The organism is Rhabdonatronobacter sediminivivens, assembly GCF_013415485.1.
GTDB lineage: Bacteria > Pseudomonadota > Alphaproteobacteria > Rhodobacterales > Rhodobacteraceae > Rhabdonatronobacter > Rhabdonatronobacter sediminivivens.
Map to the genome: position 1 here is coordinate 53707 of NZ_JACBXS010000011.1, position 16006 is coordinate 69712.

At 68.4% G+C, this 16006-nt stretch carries 15 protein-coding genes; 4 read left to right on the forward strand and 11 right to left on the reverse strand.

The window, feature by feature from the left end:
• Positions 1-39 precede the first annotated feature (39 nt).
• The 3 genes from HUK65_RS07235 to HUK65_RS18685 are packed head-to-tail and all read right to left on the reverse strand — an operon-like array spanning position 40 to position 3073.
• Positions 40-1743 carry a S8/S53 family peptidase gene (locus HUK65_RS07235; RefSeq protein WP_179905485.1) on the reverse strand — a complete coding sequence of 568 codons (1704 nt, stop codon included), beginning with the start codon at positions 1741-1743 and terminating at the stop codon, positions 40-42.
• Positions 1740-1967 (reverse strand): hypothetical protein, encoded by a 228-nt coding sequence (locus HUK65_RS07240; RefSeq protein ID WP_179905486.1) that lies wholly within the window; start codon positions 1965-1967, stop codon positions 1740-1742. The genes HUK65_RS07235 and HUK65_RS07240 overlap by 4 nt, the downstream gene beginning before the upstream one ends.
• Positions 1958-3073 carry a phosphatase PAP2 family protein gene (locus HUK65_RS18685; protein WP_179905487.1) on the reverse strand — a complete coding sequence of 372 codons (1116 nt, stop codon included), beginning with the start codon at positions 3071-3073 and terminating at the stop codon, positions 1958-1960. Before HUK65_RS18685 ends, HUK65_RS07240 begins: the two co-directional genes overlap by 10 nt.
• Positions 3074-3170: 97 nt before the next feature.
• On the opposite strand from HUK65_RS18685, the gene HUK65_RS07250 reads away from it, so the two are divergent.
• Positions 3171-4712, forward strand: coding sequence for an SARP family transcriptional regulator (locus HUK65_RS07250; protein ID WP_179905488.1), 1542 nt, complete (start codon positions 3171-3173; stop codon positions 4710-4712).
• Positions 4713-5098: 386 nt separating this feature from the next.
• Here the strand turns inward: HUK65_RS07250 and rpsU are convergent, their stop codons facing one another.
• Positions 5099-5305, reverse strand: coding sequence for a 30S ribosomal protein S21 (rpsU, locus tag HUK65_RS07255; protein WP_082055842.1), 207 nt, complete (start codon positions 5303-5305; stop codon positions 5099-5101).
• Between the two features lie 138 nt (positions 5306-5443).
• On the opposite strand from rpsU, the gene HUK65_RS07260 reads away from it, so the two are divergent.
• The 3 genes from HUK65_RS07260 (at position 5444) to HUK65_RS07270 (ending at position 8176) form a co-directional block, all read left to right on the forward strand.
• On the forward strand, positions 5444-6166 hold the full coding sequence (locus HUK65_RS07260) for a COQ9 family protein (protein WP_179905489.1): 723 nt from the start codon (positions 5444-5446) through the stop codon (positions 6164-6166).
• Between the two features lie 67 nt (positions 6167-6233).
• Positions 6234-7106 (forward strand): branched-chain amino acid aminotransferase, encoded by an 873-nt coding sequence (locus HUK65_RS07265; RefSeq protein ID WP_179905490.1) that lies wholly within the window; start codon positions 6234-6236, stop codon positions 7104-7106.
• Positions 7107-7183: 77 nt separating this feature from the next.
• The gene (locus HUK65_RS07270; protein WP_179905491.1) at positions 7184-8176 is read left to right on the forward strand and encodes an NAD(P)H-quinone oxidoreductase; all 993 of its coding nucleotides are present in this window, start codon (positions 7184-7186) and stop codon (positions 8174-8176) included.
• 131 nt (positions 8177-8307) lie between these two features.
• Here HUK65_RS07270 and HUK65_RS07275 read toward each other — a convergent pair whose 3' ends face one another.
• The 7 genes from HUK65_RS07275 to dnaN form a co-directional block, all read right to left on the reverse strand.
• Positions 8308-9315, reverse strand: coding sequence for an NADPH:quinone reductase (locus tag HUK65_RS07275; RefSeq protein WP_235441819.1), 1008 nt, complete (start codon positions 9313-9315; stop codon positions 8308-8310).
• Positions 9312-9920 (reverse strand): class I SAM-dependent methyltransferase, encoded by a 609-nt coding sequence (locus HUK65_RS07280; RefSeq protein WP_179905492.1) that lies wholly within the window; start codon positions 9918-9920, stop codon positions 9312-9314. Before HUK65_RS07280 ends, HUK65_RS07275 begins: the two co-directional genes overlap by 4 nt.
• A 103-nt stretch (positions 9921-10023) precedes the next feature.
• Entirely contained in the window at positions 10024-12441 is a 2418-nt protein-coding gene (gene gyrB / locus HUK65_RS07285; protein ID WP_179905493.1) for a DNA topoisomerase (ATP-hydrolyzing) subunit B, read from the reverse strand.
• 105 nt (positions 12442-12546) lie between these two features.
• Complete coding sequence (locus HUK65_RS07290; RefSeq protein ID WP_179905494.1) at positions 12547-13167, reverse strand: LysE family translocator; 621 nt, start codon at positions 13165-13167, stop codon at positions 12547-12549.
• Complete coding sequence (locus HUK65_RS07295; protein WP_179905533.1) at positions 13164-13598, reverse strand: VOC family protein; 435 nt, start codon at positions 13596-13598, stop codon at positions 13164-13166. The genes HUK65_RS07290 and HUK65_RS07295 overlap by 4 nt, the downstream gene beginning before the upstream one ends.
• A gap of 2 nt (positions 13599-13600) precedes the next feature.
• Complete coding sequence (gene recF, locus HUK65_RS07300) at positions 13601-14713, reverse strand: DNA replication/repair protein RecF (protein ID WP_179905495.1); 1113 nt, start codon at positions 14711-14713, stop codon at positions 13601-13603.
• Between the two features lie 108 nt (positions 14714-14821).
• Positions 14822-15940, reverse strand: coding sequence for a DNA polymerase III subunit beta (gene dnaN, locus HUK65_RS07305; protein WP_179905496.1), 1119 nt, complete (start codon positions 15938-15940; stop codon positions 14822-14824).
• Between the last annotated feature and the right edge of the window lie 66 nt (positions 15941-16006).

Below are 16006 nucleotides of genomic sequence, written 5' to 3' on the forward strand. Positions count from 1 at the left end.
GTTGCGGACAAGGCCCCGGGTTGCGGACAAAGCCCCGCGTTACAGGCCGTCACGCCAGGGCAGGGGGCCTATATCCGCCAGGACCGGCGGTGCGCCTGCGTGCCCTTGCGCTGAAGCGGCGGCGACGATGGACGCGCGGTCGGTCAGGTCAGCGCCTGCGGCCAGTTGCATCGCCAGCCAGCGCGTGGCGCGTGGCGCGGCCAGGCTGGTGCCGCTGGACCTTTGCAGCGCCCTGCCGCGGCTGGCCGGGACCAGCAGGCCGGGCATGTTGGCGCTGCGATCCGCCGGGGCCAGCAGGTCGCCGGGGCTTCCATCCTCCAGCAGCCCGCCATAGGGCGGCAGACCCTGCCCCCCGCGCCCATGGGCGGCCCCCACCCGCAGTTGCGTCTGCCCGGTCGCCAGCGCATTGACCGTGCCGTTGCGCCGCACGGCTGTTGCGCCCGGGGGCAGGTTGTCCGGGTCGGCCTCGGGCCAGTGGCCATCGGGGGTGCGGCGCCGGTATCCTTCAGCCACCAGCCCGGATTGCCGCCCGCCGGGGCGGAAACCGGGCAGGGTATCATCGCGCTGCACGGCTATGGTGCAGGGGCCGGGGCTGTCGGCGCAGAGCGTGATCCGCCAGCACCCGGGCGGGGCCGTGGGCGCGCCGGGGGCCGCAGGGCGGGTGGGCGGCACGATCAGCGTCAGCCGCTGGCGCCAGTGATCGCCCCCCGCAGGGAGGGTCTGCAGCATCAGCCGTGCAGCCTCGTGCCCTGTGTCATCCAGCAGCCGCGCCAGCCCGGGGCCGCCGAACTGCGTGGCGATGGCGCTGCCCCCGGGGCGTTGCAGCGTCAGGCGCAGCGGCGGCTGGGGCAGGGGGGATGCAGGGCCCCAAAGCTCCAGCGCCGAAGGGGTCCGGTCATCGGGGGGCAGGTGCCACTGCATGGTCCCGCCCGGGGCCAGCGTGCCGCGCAAGCGCCCTTGGCGGCTGTTGCCGCTGGGCAGGATGAACTGAACCGGACCCAGCAACGGATCCGGCTGGCTGGCCACGCTGTCCTGCAGCTGCGTGACCAGCGCGCTGCCGTCAAGACTGCCCGCCGTCAGCCCCATGGACAGGTTGATCACCACCGGCAGCTTCTGCCCCAGCGCCCGGGCCAGCGCCCGCGCCCGGGCCAGAATGTAGAAAACCGCCGCCTGGATGAACAGCGGCGAGAAACTGCCCGAGGTATCGGCCACGCTGAAATCCGGCAGCGACACGGCGATCAGCGGATGATCCAGCCCTTGCGGATCCCCGGGCGCGAAACCCGCCGCAAGCGCCGTCACCGCCGCGCCATGGCTGGCCATGCGCTGCAAGTCCACGCCACCGCGCCGGGCCGGGTCGATCACCCCGAACCGGCGATAGACCTGCGCTTCGCCCCGCCGTGCCCCGGTGCCCAGGCGATAGTGGTCGATGGCATGGCCGCGCAGCTCCTGACCAAAGGCGATATCGCAGCGCCGGTCCTGCGCCGGGGCGTCCTGCAGCCAGATCGCCGCCACCCGGCTGTGCCCGGAGGCGGTGGTCAGCAGCCGATGCGCAAAGGGGATGGCATGGTCGATCACCCCGATCACCGCGCAGCGCCCCGGGTCTGGCGGCAGGGCCTGCGGTGACAGGAATTCCGGATCATCGACCAGCGGCAGCCCGGGGCGGATCAGCGCGTCAGGGGGCACAAAGCCGGGCAGCCGGTCGATCAGCGCGCGGTATTTCTCCAGCGTGGCCTGGGCAATCATGGGTCAAGCGCCGCGGTGATCAGTGCTTCCAGCGCGCCGCAGGCGGCCTGTTCGGTGGCCGGATCGGGCGCCGAGGCCGCGCAACCCGGCCAGAGGGCGGGCGGTGCGCCGACCTGCGCGCCGGGCGCCTGGGGCGGGTGCAGCATGTAATCGGTCAGGGGGGCGCCGGTCGCGCCGATGCGGTCGGCCTCGTGCTGCGGTGCGGGGGTCCAGGTCAGCTCCATCTGCGGCCCCATTCCTGCTGCGCCTGATCCCAGAGGTCCGAGATCATCGGCGCCGAGGTCACCGGCACATCCGCGAGTGTGGACAGACAGGGATCTGTGGCTGACATGACCTCGACCAGTCGGGGCAGGTGAAAATCGCGGCTGCCGCCCTGGGCGCTGTCGCCCCAGTGCCCGCCGTTGAACGCCAGCGCCGGGCAGGTGCCGCCCACCAGCCCTGCCCGCGCCGCCATCCAGCGCCCCAGCGTGACCCCCAGCAGGGCACCCACGGCGCTGTCCACCGGGAAATGCACCCCGGCCACGGTGCGGTTCACCGCAATCCGCGCCGCCATGCGGTAGAGCTGGCTGTCAGCGTCCGGGAGTGTCTGCGCCGCGGGCGAGGCATCGCGGCAAAGCATGTCCAGAACGGTGGCCAGGGCAAAGGCCTGGGTCGCATGCCCGCTGGGATAGGCCCCATGCGCGGGACAGGCGATCACTGGCTGCAACCGGTCATCGAGCATATGCGGACGCGGGGCCGAAAACACCAGCTTCACCCGTTGCACCACCGCCGTCGCCAACTCCTGCGTCAGATCCAGCACCAGCGCTGTCGCCGGGGCATGGAGCGGGTTCAGATGCAGAATGGCGGCAAAGAACGGCACCAGCGACCCGCGCTGCACCAGGATCTCCGGCAACCGTTCGCTGCGCAGATCGCCATAGCCTTCGATCAGCGCCAATTCGGCTGCAAAATCGGCGTCCGAGGGGCGGTCCATCCGCAAGAGCGGCTCCAGCGCGCCATCGGATTGGCGGGCGGCCAGGGTGGCGTGTGGTGTTGCGCAGTCACTGCCCGCCGTCACCGCCAGCGCCTCAAGCGCCTCGAACAGCAGCACCGACAGGGCGAAATGCGGCTCCAGTCGGCGCAGCTTGCAGGCGGGGCCCAGCGGCTGCGGGGCGGGGGCCTGCGGGGCGGGGACCGCGCCATCGATGATCCCGTCGCGCGCGGCCATAAGGGCCGCGGCCAGTGAAGGGTCCGCGCCCCCGTCCAGCCCGGCATAGGAGTTGCTGGCGCCATAGGAATTGTACGAATTGTACGAGTTGTAGGAATTATACGAATTGTAGGAATTGGTTAGCACCGTGTCGGCTCCTTCGTCTTATGGGAACGAAAGCAAGTGACCTTGGAAAGGAACGTCTGTAAGGATAGGTTTTCACAGTTTCGTGTCGGTGTCTATCATGCGAGTTACTCTGCGGTTGATGGGGCCTGTGCGACTGCTTGGCCCACAAGGCGAGGATCTGACGCCCCGCGGCCAGAAGGCCCGGGGGGTTCTGGCGCTGTTGGGCACGGCGTCCGAATGCCGGATGCAGCGCAGCCATCTGCAGGACCGGCTCTGGAGCGAAAGCGCCCCGCAGCATGGGGCCAATTCCCTGCGCCAGACCCTGCATGAGCTGCGCCAGACGCTGGGCCCGGATCACCGCGCGGCCCTGGCCCGGGGGCCGGGGTGGGTGGGGCTGGACCCGCAGCGGGTGCAGGTGGATCTGTCGCCGGTGCTGGATGCCGTCGGCCAGCCGCAGGAGTTCGCCGCCGATCTGGATATCCCGGACCCCGAGTTCGAGGACTGGCTGCGCGACATGCGCCTGCATCTGGAGGACGCGCCCGCGCCCGTGCCCGTGGCACCGCCGCCGCCCGAACGGTTGCGCCTGGTCGTTGCCGATCTGGAAGGGGCCGCGCCGCAGGCCGCGGTGCTGGCGGCCATGGTGGTGCATGACGCGGTAGGGCGCGCCAGTGATCTGCTGCCCGTCGATGTCCAGCATGTCGCCCGCCTGCCCGAAGGCGGCACGGGGCTGGGGCTGGGCGGGATGTACAGTGCCGCGGGCGATCGGGTGATGCTGCTGCTGATGCTGCGTGACCTGGCCACGGGCCGCCCGCTCTGGACCCAGAACCTTGTGCTGCCCCTGGACGCCGGGGCGCCGGTGATGCGCCGGGCGGTGGCCAGCGTCATCATCGGCCTGCTGGATGGGGCGCAGAAGCTGCCGGGGCCGGTGCCGACCATGCCGCTGCGCGATGTCTTCAGCCACTCGCGCGATCGGCTGCTGGCTGCGGACCAGCAGATGGCGCAGTTCCCGGCACTGGCCGAAAGCGCCACCGGCCTGTCGTTGCGCGCACATCTGCGCTACACGATGGTGATCGAGCGCAAGGCCGGTGATCCGCAAACGCGGCTGGACGAGGCCAATGCCTTTGCCGCCCGGGCGCTGGAGCGGGCGCCGGGCAACCCCATGGCGCTGGCGGTGGCCTCGAACCTGCATTCCTGGCGCGGCGATACCGGCGGGGCGATGGAACTGGCGCGGATGGCCTGTCGCATCTCCCCCGATGACGAGTTGGCCCATCATGCACTGGCACAGGCGCTGATGGATGCCGGGCGTGACCGCGATGCCCATACGGCGCTGTTGCGCGCCTCGGTCGGACCGCTGTCGATCCTGGGTCCGGCGAATCTGCTGTTGCGGCGCAGTGCCGTGCAGATCCGTCTGGGCCGCTTCGCCGAGGCCGAGCGCCTGGCCGAGGCCGCCCTGGCCCATGCGCCGGACAATTGCGCATCCCTGCGATTCCTGGCAGCGCTGCGGTTTTACCGGGGCGATGAGGCCGGCGCAGCCGAGGCGCTGGGCCGCCTGCGCGCGCTGGAGCCGGATTTCTCGCTGGAACTGATGTCCGAGCCTGAATACCCCGTCACCACCCTGCGCACCATGGGGCTGCTGGGGGTCACGCGCTCGGGCCTCTAGCAGGCTGCTGAAGAAGAAGATTGGGCAGTGCCTGTCAGGAAAACTGTTCCTGTTCCTACATCGACCCCCGGAGCGAAGGGATGCGCCCTCCCGGGGGAGGGTCGGGCGCGTCCCGGGCTGGTCGCCCGGAACAGGGCTTGTGGAAAGCGTGCCGAGGAACAGTTTCCCGGTCCCATGCCTGAACATTTGGAGGCGGGCGACATTTTCAGCAGCCTGCTAGGGGATCGTCCCTGCCGCAGATGCGCGCCACTCAACAACCCGTCAGACGAACGCTGCAATGTCCGTGATCCCGCGTGGCCATGCCTCGCACCAAATGAAAAACCCCCGGGCCAGGGCGCGGGGGTTCATCGTGGCACCGGAAACCCCGGCCACCTGTGATCGCGGGATCAGAGCAGACCTTCGCGCTGCGCCTTCTTGCGCGCCAGCTTGCGGGCCCGGCGAATCGCCTCGGCGCGTTCACGGGCTTTCTTCTCGGACGGCTTCTCGAAATGCTGCTTGAGCTTCATTTCGCGGAACACGCCTTCGCGCTGGAGCTTCTTCTTCAGCGCGCGCAATGCCTGATCGACGTTGTTGTCACGAACACTTACCTGCATGTGGTCTTCACCACCTTCCTAAGTTAGAGTTTGCATGATGTGCAGGAGCCTGCGCTATAGCAAACTGCCTGGAGCTTGTCCACAGCTGGACATGCTGCGGCGCGGCGCTACACTTAGGTGTCAGACCAGGAGGCGCCGATGACCGTTGAAACCCCGCAGATCAAGGATCAGCTGCTGGATGCAGCCCTGCTGCACGTCCCCTTCGATGGCTGGAGCGAAGCCAGCTTTCGCGCCGCCATTGCCGATATCGGGGCCGACCCCGCTGTTGCACGGGCCGCATGCCCACGGGGTGCCACCGATCTGGCCGTGGCGTTTCATCAGCGCGGCGATTCCGCGCTGAAAGGCGCCGTCCAGCGCGCCGATCTGGGCGCGCTGCGTATCCGTGACCGCGTGGCCCGCGCGGTGCGCCTGCGGCTGGAACTGGCCGGCGACCGCGAGGTCGTGCGCCGCGGCATTGCCCTGTTTTCCCTGCCACATCTGGCCCCCGAAGGCGCCCGCCTGACCTGGAATACCGCCGATGCCATCTGGTCCGCGCTGGGCGATCCTTCGGACGATATCAACTGGTACACCAAGCGCGCGATCCTCTCGGGGGTCTATTCCTCGACCGTGCTCTACTGGCTGGGTGACAACAGCCCGGAGTCCGAAGCCACCTGGGCGTTTCTGGACCGCCGCATCGATGATGTGATGCAGTTCGAACGGGTCAAGGCCGCCGCCAACCGCAACGCGCTGTTCAAGACGCTCTTTGCCGGGCCGCTCTGGCTGGCCGGAAAGGTGCGCGCACCTTCGGATGCGGTGCAGGACAACATGCCGGGCCGCTGGGCCCCGCCGCCGCAGGGGTCGGCCACCGAACCCGGGGCTTGACCCTGCCGCCCCCAGCGCGCACCTTGCGCGCGGTTTGGCACAGGGTTCCAAGGAAAAGGGGGCAGCAATGGCGGTCAGCAGTGAAATCGTCACCTGGTACGAAGGTCAGTGGCACCGCGGCAACGCGCCGATCATCAACGCCGCCGACCATGCTGCCTGGCTTGGCAGCACCGTGTTCGACGGCGCGCGCCAGTTCGAAGGCACCCGCCCGGACCTGGACCTGCATGCCGCGCGCATCATCCGCTCGGCCGAGGCCATGGCCATGACCCCCCCGGTCGATGCCGCCACCGTCCAGGGCCTGCTGGAAGAGGGTTGCACCCATTTTGCCCCTGATGCCGCGCTCTATCTGCGCCCGATGATGTGGTCGCGCGACAGCACGCCGGGGATCATCGATGCCGTCCCCGAAAGCACGGGCTTCGCCATCTGCATCGAAAGCCTGTCCATGCCCGCACCGGGGGCCTTTTCGCTCACCGTCTCGCCCTTCTGCCGCCCCCGCCCTGACATGGCCACGACCGAGGCCAAGGCCGGCGCGCTCTATGCCAACAACGCCCGCATCATGGCCGATGCCCGCAAGCGCGGCTTCTCCAACGCCCTGTCGCTGGATGTGGACGGGAACGTGGCCGAAACCGCCTCGACCAATGTGTTCATGGTGCGCGATGGCGTGGTGTTCACGCCGGTGCCCAACGGCACCTTTCTCAACGGCATCACCCGGCAGCGCATCATCGCGCTCCTGCGCGCCGAAAGGGTCGAGGTGCAGGAGACCTCCCTCACCCTCGCCGATTTCGACAGGGCCGAGGAAATCTTCGTCACCGGCAACATCGCCAAGGTGATGCCCGTCGAACGCTATCAGGATCGGACCCTGGGCACCGGTCCGGTGGCGCAGCGCGCCCGAGAGCTCTATTGGGACTACGCCCATTCCCGCCAGCCCGCCCGCACCTGACCCGCAACAATACCCCTGCGGCTTCATCTTGCCCGAAATACTCCCGCCACAGGCCACATAGCCCGAAGGTTCCGCGAATGTCCCTGCCCCAGACCATGCGCGCCGTGGAAATCTCCATCCCCGGAGGGCCCGATGTCCTGCGCCCGGTCACGCGCCCGGTGCCCGTGCCCGGTGCCGGGCAGATCCTCATCCGCCTGGCCCATGCCGGGGTGAACCGTCCTGATGCGTTGCAGCGCGCGGGCAGTTACGCGCCACCCACCGGCGCTTCGGACCTGCCGGGGCTGGAAGGCGCAGGGCATGTGGCGGCCATCGGCGCGGGCGTCACCCGCTGGCAGGTGGGGGATCCGGTCTGCGCACTGCTGCCCGGCGGCGGTTATGCCGAATTCGCCCTGACCGAGGCCGCCCACGCCCTCCCCATCCCCGCGGGGCTCTCTCTGGCCCAGGCCGCCTGCCTGCCAGAGACATTCTTCACCGTCTGGACCAATGTCGTCCTGCGTGGCGGCCTGCGCTCTGGTGCGCGCTTTCTGGTGCATGGCGGGTCATCGGGGATCGGCACCACGGCCATCCAGCTGGCCCGGCTATGGGGCGCGCGCGTCTTTGCCACCGCCGGATCGGATGAAAAATGCGCTGCCTGCATCGCGCTAGGAGCCGAACGCGCGATCAACTACCGCACGCAGGATTTCGTCGCCGCCCTGAAGGCCGAGGGTGGGGCGGATCTGATCCTGGATATGGTCGGCGGCGATTACCTGCCCCGCAATGTGCAGGCCCTGGCCGATGACGGGCGGCTGGTGCAGATCGCCTTTCTTCAGGGTGCCGAAGTTACGCTGAATTTCGCCGAACTGATGGTGCGCCGCCTGACAGTCACCGGGTCCACCCTGCGCCCGCAATCCGTCGCTGCCAAAGCCGCCATCGCCCGGGATCTGGAGCGCGAGATCTGGCCACATCTGACCAGTGGGCGGATCGCCCCGGTGATGGACCGTGCCTTTGCCCTGGACCAGGCAGCCGCGGCCCATGCCCGGCTGGAAAGCTCGGCCCATATCGGCAAGATCGTGCTGGATATTCCGCACTGAACCAGCCGTGCCAGTATCGGCGGCGTGGTGGAAGCGCCCCCTCAGCGCCCCGCCCGCCCACCCATGGCGCTTCGGGGGCGCTGCCCTGCGCCATGCGCCATGCGCAGGGCGGGAAAGTGGCTTGCGTGGCCTCAGTTGTCCCCGGCCACGCGCACCAGCATCGCACCGATCCGCCCCGGCGCCAGAACAGCGTCATGGGCCTGCGCCGTGTCCTTGATCGGATGCACCCCGGCCACCGGGTGCTGCAACGCCCCCGCTTCCAGCCAGAGCGTGACATCGGCAATCCCTGCCTGCCGCGCCGCCTGCGGCAGTTTGTAGACCAGCACCATGCGCAGGCTCTGGGCGTCGAACATCATCGGATAGAACGGCAGCGCGGGCTCCGGTGCGGCCATGGAGCCATAGGCGGCAACGATCCCGTTCTCGGCCAGAACCGCGCGGGTCACCGCCAGATTGCCGCCGAACTCCACCTCGACAATCCGGTCCACCCGCGCGCCGCCTGCAGCCTCGAGAATTGCTTCGGCCACGCCATCCTCGCGGTAATTCACCACCGCATCCGCCCCCATGGCGCTTGCATGGGCCGCCTTCTCCGGCCCGCTGACCGTGGCGATCACCCGAGCCGCCCCCGCCAGCTTCGCCATCTGCACCGCATAGGCGCCCACGGCACCCGCACCGCCGGTGACCAGCACCACCTGCCCGTCGATCGGCCCATCGGCAAACAGGCAGCGATGCGCCGTCAGCGCGGGGATGCCCAGACAGGCGCCGTCGGTCAGGCGGGCGGCATCGGGCAGGGCGACGGCCTGCGCCGCCGGAAGGGCGATATATTCGGCGCAACTGCCATGCGCCCGCCCCCAGGCCGCGTTCCACAGCCAGACCCGCTGGCCCAAGCGCCCCGGGTCCACGCCTGCGCCGACCCCAGCGATCACGCCCGAGCCATCGCTATGGGGGATCACCCGCGGCCAGGCCAGCGCCCCCCGCGCCCCGGCGCGGGTCTTGGCATCCGAGGGGTTCACCCCGGAATAGGCAACCTTGACCAGAACCTCGCCCGGCGCCGGGCTGGGCCGGGGCAGCTCTTGCAGCGCCAGCACGTCATGGGCCGGGCCGGTTTGCTCATAGGCGATGGCGCGCATGGTGCCGCTCATGCTGCTTTCTCCATCCGGATAAAGGTGAACAGACCCAGCGGGCGCTCTTCGGTCACTTCCAGCGCGCGTTCGCCCAGAATGCGCGCCTTGGGGAAATCCGGATGCCAGCCCAGCCAGCCCGCCAAGGGCGCAAAGGCCCGCTCGATCATGGCCAGCGCGCCCCGCTCACGCGCGAAATGGTTGACGATGATCACCTGCCCGCCGGGTTTGCACACCCGGGCAATCTCGGCCATGACCCGCTCGGGCTCGGGCACGACCGAGACCAGATACATCGCCACCACGGTGTCGAAATGCCCGTCGGGGAAATCCAGCGACCGCGCATCCATCTGGCGCAGCTCGCGCACCTGGGCCAGCTTGTCCTCGGCCACGCGGCGGCGGGCGCGGGCCAGCATCTCATCCGAGAAATCGATCCCCGTCACCTCCAGATGCGCGGCATAATCCCCCAGCGACAGGCCCGTGCCCACGCCGACCTCCAGCACCCGTCCATTCGTGGCATTGACCGCCTCGGTCGCCTGTCGCCGGCCCTTGCGGGTGATCCTGCCAAAGGTGTCGTCATAAACTGGCGCCCAGCGGCGATAGCTTGAGGTGATGGCCGTCAGATCCATTTGCAGCACTCTCCTGTCAGGGATGCCCCGCGCCCCGGCGCGCCGGGGTGGGTGGGTGGGAGGCGTGCCGGGGCGCGGTGCGCTGGCCCCGGGCACGGAAAACTCAGGCGTCCAGATTCTCCACGCTCAGCGCATTCGACTGGATGAACTCGCGGCGCGGCTCCACCACATCGCCCATCAGCTTGGTGAACAGGTTATCTGCCTCGGCCAGATCCTCGACCCGCACCTGCAGCAGCGTGCGCGCATCCGGGTCCAGGGTGGTTTCCCACAACTGGCCCGGGTTCATCTCGCCCAGACCCTTGTAGCGCTGCAGGCTCAGCCCCTTCTCGCCTTCGGCCAGGATGGCATTGAGCAGCGCAACCGGCCCGTGGATGGCCTGCGCGCGGTCCTTTCGCATCAGCGTCGCGGGCTGGCCATAGGTTTCCTGCAATGTCGGGGTGTGTGCCGCCAGCCGCCGTGCCTCACCCGAACGCAGCACCGGGCCGTCCAGGGCGCGTACCTCTTCAACGCCCCGCAGCACGCGGCTCAGCCGCAGCCCGCCATCCTGGGTGGGCCGCCCCTGCCAGCCGCGCTCATATTCAGCGGCCACCGCATCCAGCCGCGCGGCCACCCGGTCGGCCAGTTCCTGCGGCGCGCTCGCCAGCGCCTCGGGCGACAGCGCCCCGGCAATGGCGGCCTGTTCCAGAATATGCTGCGGGTAATGGGTGGGAAAGGCTTCAAGCGCGCGGCGCACGGATCGCGCTTCGGTCACCACGCGGGCCAGGTCGGTGCCCACGATCTCCTCACCGCTGCCCAGCCGCAGCATGGCGCCTTCGACGCCCTGGCCGATCAGGTAATCCTCCAGCGCGGGTTTGTCCTTCAGATAGACCTCGGACTTGCCGCGCGCGACCTTGAAGAGCGGCGGTTCGGCGATGTAGAGATGCCCCGCTTCGATCAGCTCGGGCATCTGGCGGAAGAAGAAGGTCAGAAGCAGCGTGCGGATATGCGCGCCATCCACATCGGCATCCGTCATGATGATGATCTTGTGGTAGCGCAGCTTGCTCAGGTCGAACTCGTCGCGTCCGATTCCGGTGCCCAGCGCGGTGATCAGCGTGCCGATTTCCTGGCTCGACAGCATCCGGTCAAAGCGCGCACGCTCCACGTTCAGGATCTTGCCGCGGAGCGGCAGCACCGCCTGATTGGCGCGCGACCGTCCCTGCTTGGCCGAGCCACCGGCGCTGTCACCCTCGACGATGAAGAGCTCCGACAGAGCGGGGTCCTTCTCCTGGCAATCCGCGAGCTTGCCGGGCAGCGAGGCCACATCCAGCGCCGTCTTGCGCCGGGTCAGGTCGCGCGCCTTGCGCGCCGCCTCACGCGCCAGCGCGGCCTCGACGATCTTGGAAACGATCGCCTTGGCCTCGGCGGGGTGTTCCTCGAACCACTCGGCCAGTTTCTCGGAGACCAGCGATTCCACCACCGGGCGCACTTCGGACGATACCAGCTTGTCCTTGGTCTGGCTGGAAAACTTCGGGTCCGGTACCTTCACGGACAGCACGCAGGTCAGCCCCTCGCGCGCGTCATCGCCGGTAAAGCTGACCTTCTCGCGCTTGGCGATGCCGCTGTCCTGCGCGTAGCGGGTAATGGTGCGGGTCAGCGCCCCGCGAAACCCCGCCATATGGGTGCCGCCATCGCGCTGGGGGATGTTGTTGGTAAAGGGCAGCACGGTTTCATGATAGCTGTCATTCCACCACATGGCGACTTCCACGCCGATCCCGTCACGTTCGCCTTCGATGTGGATGGGCTCGGACAGGACCGGGCTCTTGGAGCGGTCCAGGTGCCGGACGAACTCGCGCACCCCACCTTCGTAATGCAGTTCCGAGCGCAGCATTTCGGCGGGGCGGTGATCTTCCAGCACGATGCGGACGCCCGAGTTCAGGAAGGCCAGTTCGCGCAGCCGGTTTTCCAGCGTCTTGAAACTGTAGTCCAGGTTGGAAAACGTGGTGGTCGAGGCCAGAAACCGCACCTCGGTCCCGGTCTTGCCTTCGGCATCACCCACCACCCGCAGGTGCTCCGCAGTTTCGCCGCGTTCGAACCGGGCGACATGCTCCTTGCCATTGCGCCAGATGCGCAGCTCCAGCCAGTCCGACAGGGCATTCACCACCGACACGCCAACCCCGTGCAACCCGCCCGAGACCTTGTAACTGTTCTGGTCGAATTTCCCGCCCGCGTGCAGCTGGGTCATGATGACCTCGGCGGCCGAAACGCCTTCCTCGGCGTGGATATCGGTCGGCACGCCGCGCCCGTTGTCCATGACCGACACCGAACTGTCGGCGTGGATGATCACCTCCACCCGGTCGGCGTGACCGGCCAGCGCCTCGTCGATGCCGTTGTCCACCACCTCATAGACCATGTGATGCAGCCCCGAGCCGTCATCGGTATCCCCGATATACATGCCCGGCCGTTTGCGCACGGCATCCAGGCCCTTGAGAACCTTGATGGAATCGGCGCCGTAGTCCTGTTTTTCTGCTGCTGCTTCGCTCATTCCGCCAACCTGCCTGTAACCTGCGCCCTGTATAGTCGCTTCGCCCCGGCATGTCACGCCCGGCACACCATATTCGGGGGGGGCGCGCGCCCCGTCACGCAAGGGTTATCCCAGCGCGATCAGCACCCCCACACCGATCAGCAACACGCCCGAAATCCGGTTGGTCCGGGCCAGCGCGCGCGGCGATTGCAACACCTGCCGCACCCGGTCGATCATCAGCGCCAGCAACAGGTTTCCGGCCAGCGGAATGGTGGCGGAAATCAGCAGGATCGCGGCGATATCCGCGGCGGTGATACGGCCAAGGTCAAAGAACCCCGGCAACATGCCCATGTAGAACAGGATCGCCTTGGGGTTGGCCAGGATCACCACCACCCCGGCCAGAAACCCCGCCGCGCGGCCCGGCCGGGTCAGGCGGCTGTCGGTGCTGACCGGCTTTTCGGCGTTGCGGATCAGCGCGCCGCCCATGATCACAAAGGTCCCCACCGCCACCCAGCGCAGATTGTCGATGATCCCGTCATACACGGTCAGGATCCAGGCCAGGCCGAAGATCGCCGCCAGCGGCCACATCAGATCGCCCAGCGACACGCCCACCGCCAGCGGCCAGGATTGCCGGAACCCGCCCGACAGCGCGCGTGCGGTCAGCGCCACCCAGACCGGGCCGGGGGTCAGGAACAGGATCAGGATGGCCCCGGAATAGAGCACCAGATCAAAGGCCGAGGCGCTCATGCCTCAGGGTCCGGAATGTGCAACCGCCCGTCCTGATCCAGGGGCCAGTACGGATTATGCGCCAACTCCCAGACATGGCCGTCCGGGTCGGCGAAATAGCCCGAATACCCGCCCCAGAACACGGCCTGCGGTTCCTTGAGCGGCGTTGCCCCCGCCGCCAGCGCCAGTGCCCAGGCGGCATCGACCCCATCGCGGTCCGCAAAATTCTGCGCCAATGTGATGGCGCCGGTGCCAAGTGCGGCGCCCGGTTGCCCCTGATCGGCGGCCAGATCATCACGCCCGAACAGGCCCAGCGCCATGCCGTCCATCCGGTAGAATACCACCGAGGGCAGGGTTTGCACCGCTTCCCAGCCCCATGCGGCATAGAATGCCCGCGCGCGGTCAAGGTCCCGGACGCCCAGGGTAATCAGCGAAACGCGCTGGCGGGGCAGGGTCATGGCAGTTCCTTTTCCTCGATGGCAGAGATCCCCTCGGCCTGGGTTACCCGCAGTCCCTGCAGCCGGTGGCCGGTCCCTGCGAACAACTCCTGCCCGGTCCCGGTCATCCAGGCTTGCACGTCCAGGGCCAGAACCTCGTCATAAAGCGCGGCGCGGCGGTCGGCGTCAAGATGGGCGGCGACCTCGTCCAGCAGCAGGACCGGCGCCAGCCCGCGCCGGGCCATCAGCGCCCGGGCATTGGCCAGCACCATCGAGATCAGCAGCGCCTTCTGCTCGCCGGTCGAACACAGCGCCGCCGGCTGCCCCTTGGCGGCATAGACCGCACCCAGATCGGCCCGGTGCGGCCCCGACAGGCTGCGCCCCGCGGCCATGTCCCGGCGGCGCCCTTCGGCCAGGGCTGCGCGAAGATCGGCCACGGTGTCCGGCTGGGGGCTGTCATCGGGGCCGGTCAGGGATAGCTCGGCGGCAGGAAAGGCGGTCTGCGCGCCGGTGGTTGCCTCGGCCAGGGCCAACAGGGCCGTTCGGCGGTTGGCCGTGATCTGCGCGCCGCTTTCGGACATCTGGTGCTCCAGCGCACCATACCAGGCATCATCGCCGATCTGATCACGCAACAGCCGGTTGCGTTCGCGCATGGCACGCTCATAGGTCAGGACGGCCTCGGCGTGATCGGGCAGGAAACTCATCACCATCCGGTCCAGAAACCGCCGCCGCCCCTCGGCGCCTTCGGTCCACAACCGGTCCATGGCCGGGGTCAGCCACAACATCGCCAAAACCCGCCCCAGCGCCAGCTGAGGGGTCAGTTTGCCGTCGATGCGCACGCTGCGCGACTGCCCGGGGGGGGCTGCGGTTTCGATCTCATGCGTGCCATCGCTGCCCTGAACCTCGGCCCGGATCTTCCAGCCCAGTCCCGCAGGGCGCCGCGCCAGATCATCCGCCCCCGCCCGGCGCAGCCCGCGCCCCGGCGACAGCATCGACACGGCTTCAAGCAGGTTCGTCTTGCCCGCCCCATTGGGACCAAACAGCGCCACAGGCCGTCCGTCCGCCAACACCCGCGCCCGGGCGTGTGAGCGGAATTGCGCCAGCGTCAGGGATTGAACGTAACAGCGCATCGCAGGGGTCCATCAAGCAACCAGCCGTGCCGCGCCGTTCATGAAGCGCCCGCGCCCCGGCGCGCCGGGGTGGGCGGGTGGGCGGCGTGCCGGGGCGCGTCCGACGTGTCAGACGCGCATCGGCATGACCACATAGACCGCCGATGTGTCATTGCCTTCGCGCACCAGCGCGGGATCGCCTGAGGCATTGAACATGAACACCGCGTTTTCCCGGTCCACCTGGCTGGCGATTTCCAGCAGATACTTGGCGTTGAAGCCGATCTCCAGCCGCTCGTCGCCATAGGCCACCACCAGTTCCTCTTCGGCGGCACCGGCATCGGGCGCGTTCACCGAAAGCACCAGCCGATCCTCTTCCAGAACCAGCTTTACGGCGCGGGATTTCTCGGAGGACACTGTTGCCACCCGGTCCACGGCGCGGGCGAATTCCGAGGCATCCACTTCCAGCCGCTTGGTGTTGCCGGCGGGAATGACCCGGGTGTAATCCGGAAATGTCCCGTCGATCACCTTGGAGGTCAGCGTGATATCCGGCGTGGCAAAGCGCAGCTTGGTCTCCGACACCGACACGGCGATATCCATGTCATCGTCATCCAGCAGCTTGCGCAGCTCATTCACCGTCTTGCGCGGCACGATCACCCCGGCCATTTCTTCGGCGCCTGCGGGCAGGGCAGTGTCCACCCGCGCCAGCCGGTGCCCGTCGGTGGCCACGCAGCGCAGCGCGCGGCCCTCCTCGCCCTCGGCTACATGCATGTAAACGCCGTTGAGGTAATAGCGCGTCTCCTCGGTCGAAATCGCGAATTTGGATTTCTCGAACAGCCGCTTCAATTCACCCGCCTTGGCGCTGAAATTGGCGCTGTATTCGGAACTGGCCATGACCGGGAAATCCTCGCGCGGGAGGGTCGCCAGCGCAAAGCTCGACCGCCCGGCGGTCACGCTCAGCCGCCCCGTGCGCGGATCATCGGCCAGTTGCACCAGCGCGCCATCGGGCAGTTTGCGCACGATTTCATGCAGCAGCACCGCCGATACGGTGGTGGCGCCGGGGCGTTCCACCTGCGCGGGCGCGCGGTCCACCACCTCGATATCCAGATCGGTGGCGCGGAAACTGATCTGCTCGCCCTCGGCCTCGATCAGCACATTGGCCAGAATGGGAATGGTGTTGCGCCGTTCGACAACCGATTGCGCCTGCCCCACGGCCTTGAGCAGAACCCCGCGCTCGATGCTGATCTTCATGGTCGAACCCTTTGAAACACCCGTCCCGGGTTTGGTTTACGCCCCACCGGGGCGTGCGAGACTATC